At 60.8% G+C, this 3,462-nt stretch carries 2 protein-coding genes and 1 pseudogene; 2 read left to right on the forward strand and 1 reads right to left on the reverse strand.

Going from position 1 to position 3,462, the window contains the following annotated elements:
* Positions 1-929, reverse strand: a pseudogene (locus NW863_RS06790) (RNA-guided endonuclease TnpB family protein); the annotation flags it as partial.
* Between the two features lie 161 nt (positions 930-1,090).
* Here NW863_RS06790 and NW863_RS06795 point away from each other — a divergent pair.
* Positions 1,091-2,560, forward strand: coding sequence for a glutamate-cysteine ligase family protein (locus NW863_RS06795; RefSeq protein WP_414365450.1), 1,470 nt, complete (start codon positions 1,091-1,093; stop codon positions 2,558-2,560).
* Positions 2,561-2,842: 282 nt separating this feature from the next.
* The coding region (locus NW863_RS06800) for a M14 family metallopeptidase (RefSeq protein WP_414365452.1) at positions 2,843-3,462 on the forward strand (620 nt) is incomplete at its 3' end.

Genomic DNA, 3,462 nt, shown 5'->3' on the forward strand with positions numbered 1-3,462 from the left:
TGACTGTTGGTTGACACGCTCCCTAATCCCGGTCAGGTCTTCCAAGGCAATAAAACGGTGGGTCGCCTGTGCCCTAGTAACAATGGACTTGGCGATGCGATGGTTCACCCAAGCTTGAAAGTATCTCTCCCGACCAGACAGCCGTTGCGACAGCTCCCGGCATCTCCGCCAACTGCTGCGTGGGCCCTTCCTGGCCTTGCGTTGCAGAGCCGCTCTCAAGCGGGAGTAGTGGTCTCTGACCTGGTTCAACTGCTGTCCATTCCAGTTATCTCCCTCTGTTCGCGTCAGCGGGACGGAGTCCTTGGTGTGGGCAATGTCTCTCCTACCCAAGTCCACACCCATTGCCTTGGCGGTGTCTCGTGGCTCTGGTGGATCCTGCTCCACGCAAATCTGGACATAGTAAGAACCGAACCGTCTTTGCGTTTGATGAGCGTGGCCGATTTGGGATTGGTACCTGCCAACACACCCCGTTGGTAGTTGCCCATTGCCAACTCAAAGCGTTCCCGCCCCTCAATGGTGGTCAGCGACACCGTCCAGTCTTTTTCCCGAAAAGAATTCCCGAAAAGAAAAGGTGCGAGCGTCAAAGGACTCCGTCCCGCTAGCGCGAAAGGTCACAAAACCCCCCTTGAACGCTTTGACCGGACGGTTCTTTTGGCGGGCACAACCTTGCGCGAGCCTGCAACCCGCCTGCACACCTGTTGTGCCAGGTTGCTGGACAGTCCAAAGCGGGTACGAATTTCGCGGTAGCAGAGCGATTGGAGCTTGACGGCGTTGACTATCTTCTCCGGTGTGTTCTCGTTCACCCAGTAAGGCCTCCGGCCCACTGGCGCGAGCAAGGCTCGCGCAAAAGCATCAAGTGTCGCCTCCAGCTTGGCGGCTTGCGACGCAGACACCTTAAGCTTGCAGGAGATAGTCAGGACTTGGGGCATGCCCCTATCTATTTTATCTCATCAGATGCTATACTGTCGTCCGGCTTCTCGCATTCCTCCCGACGCAAGGACTCCGTCCCGCTTCGCGACTGGCTGCGCCAGAGCGCGGCTTTCTGCGGTTTCTAGGTGATCTCATCCAGGGGAGCTGCGGAGTTGTCTCGATGGGCCAGGAGATTGCCTCCTTCAGCTTTGGCGCAGAGGACTTTGCCGAGTTCAAAGCTCGGCTGCAGCAGGAGACAGATCTGCTGGACCGCTGGCTGGCCGCCGCGCCGGGGCTGGATCCCGCCTGTCGACCTTTTGCCCAGGGATCCCTGGTGGGTGGGTTTGAGCTGGAAGCTTGGCTAGTCACCCCCCAGGGAGAGCCGGCCCCGATCAACTCCGCCTACCTGGAGGCCGTCAACAACCCGCTGGTGGTGCCGGAACTGGCCCGCTTCAACATCGAGATCAACGGCCGGCCTCAGGTCTTGGTCGGTTCGGCTCTGCGGCAGTTGCACCAAGAGCTGGCGCAGACCTGGGCTCACTGCTGCCGAGTGGCCGAGCAACTGCAGGCGGGGCTGATGATGATTGGCATTTTGCCCACGCTGCAGCAGCAGCAGCTCACTTTGGAAATGATCTCGCCTCGCAAGCGCTACCTGGCCCTCAACGAGCAGATCCTAAACCTGCACCGGCGCGAGCAACCCTCAGGGATCCCGCCCCTGGGGCTGGCGATCGCAGGGCCTGCCGCCCGGCTACGCGTCACCCACCCCAATGTCATGCTGGAGGCAGCCACCACCTCTTTTCAAATCCATCTGCAGGTGTCGCCCCACCAGGCAGCCCGCTACTTCAACGCTTCCCTGCTCGTATCGGCCCCCTTGGTAGCCCTGGCAGCCAATTCTCCCTATCTGTTTGGGCACGACCTGTGGGCGGAAACCCGCATCCCGGTGTTTGAGCAGGCGTTGGATGGCCCACCCCCCCTCGCCCCTACCCACCAAGCTCGCGTTACCTTCGGGCAAGGCTATGTCCAGGAATCCCTAATGGAGCTGTTTTGGGAAAATCTGCACCGCTACCCAGTGGTGTTGCCGCAAAGGCTAGCTGCTGCTCCCTCAGAGCTGGCCCATCTGCGCCTGCACAACGGCACCATCTGGCGCTGGAACCGCCCCCTCATCGGCTTGGATCCCATTCCCCACCTGCGCATCGAACAGCGGGTGGCTGCAGCAGGCCCCACCCTGCCGGACATGATTGCCAATGCGGCCTTCTACTTTGGCCTGGTGCAAGCTCTGGGATCCCGACCTCTTCCCCCGGAGCAGGAGCTGAGCTTCGCCCAGTGCCGCGCCAATTTTTATACGGCCGCCCGCTTCGGCCTCGAGGCCCCCATCACCTGGCTCAACGGTTGGCAGGGATCCCTGCGCCAATTGTTGTTGCAAGAGCTGCTCCCGCAAGCAGAGGCGGGCTTGGCGCAACTGGACTTGGCGCCCCAGGACATCCAGGAGTACCTGGGCATTCTCCGCGGCCGTGTCGAGTCGGGGCAGAATGGGGCCACCTGGCAGCGCCGCTACGTGGCTCGGCATGGTAAAGATATGCAACAATTGACCTGTGCCTACTGGGAACGGCAGCGGCAAGGTCAGCCGGTACACACCTGGGATCTCGGCTAGGGAAGCCGTCTCCCCATAGTTGCCGGCAGGGGGGATAAGTCACCGCTTGGGCATGCCTGCATCGGAAGGGATGCTTTCTCAAAGGTCAGGGCGACGACCTAAGCCACAAGCACGACAGCCAGTTGTTTACCTCCAGCTAAGGATGAGACAGTTCGCTACCCCAATCTCCCTGTCCCCTCTCCCAACGGGAGAGGGGCTGGGGGTGAGGGCTCTATTTCCCGGATCCCCTCTGCTCTTAAGCAGCCAAAAGGTTTGCGTTGAGGTGCTTGCCCAAAAAACCGTATGCTCACTGTTCTCGATCACCTGCCGGAGCAACTCCTAGATTTAGAAGCCCATCAACTCTACGACCGATTGGGCGGGCCAACCCTCATCCATCTGGCGGGACGGCGGGATCCCCCTCTGTTTGTTTCCGTCCTGCTGCACGGCAACGAGACTACCGGCTGGCAGGCAGTGCGCCAGCTTCTGCGCTGCTACCGCGGGCGGGAGTTGCCTCGCTCCCTTTCCCTGTTCATTGGCAATGTGCAAGCTGCCCGCCACGGGCAACGGCGGCTAGACGGCCAACCGGACTACAACCGCATTTGGGGCCCCGGCTCCACTCCCGAACACGCTATGGCTCAGGCCGTCCTGCGGCAGATGCAGCAACGCGGCGTGTTTGCCAGCGTTGACCTCCACAACAACACGGGCACCAATCCCCATTACGCCTGTGTCAATTACTTAGATCGCTCTACCTTGCACCTGGCCACCTTATTTGGGCGCACCGTCCTCTATTTCACCAAGCCAGAAGGGGTGCAGAGTATGGCCTTTGGGCGCTTCTGCCCGGCGGTAACCCTGGAATGTGGCAAGCCGGATCAGCCCCACGGCACCCAACATGCCTACGAATTTCTGGAAGCCTGCCTGCACCT

It is taken from the genome of Synechococcus sp. B60.1, from assembly GCF_047462555.1.
GTDB lineage: Bacteria > Cyanobacteriota > Cyanobacteriia > Thermostichales > Thermostichaceae > Thermostichus.

What these genes read in the sequence shown, in the direction of transcription:
- NW863_RS06795 (WP_414365450.1), top strand. Translation starts at nt 1,091, where the DNA reads ATGGGCCAGGAGATTGCCTCCTTCAGCTTTGGCGCAGAGGACTTTGCC.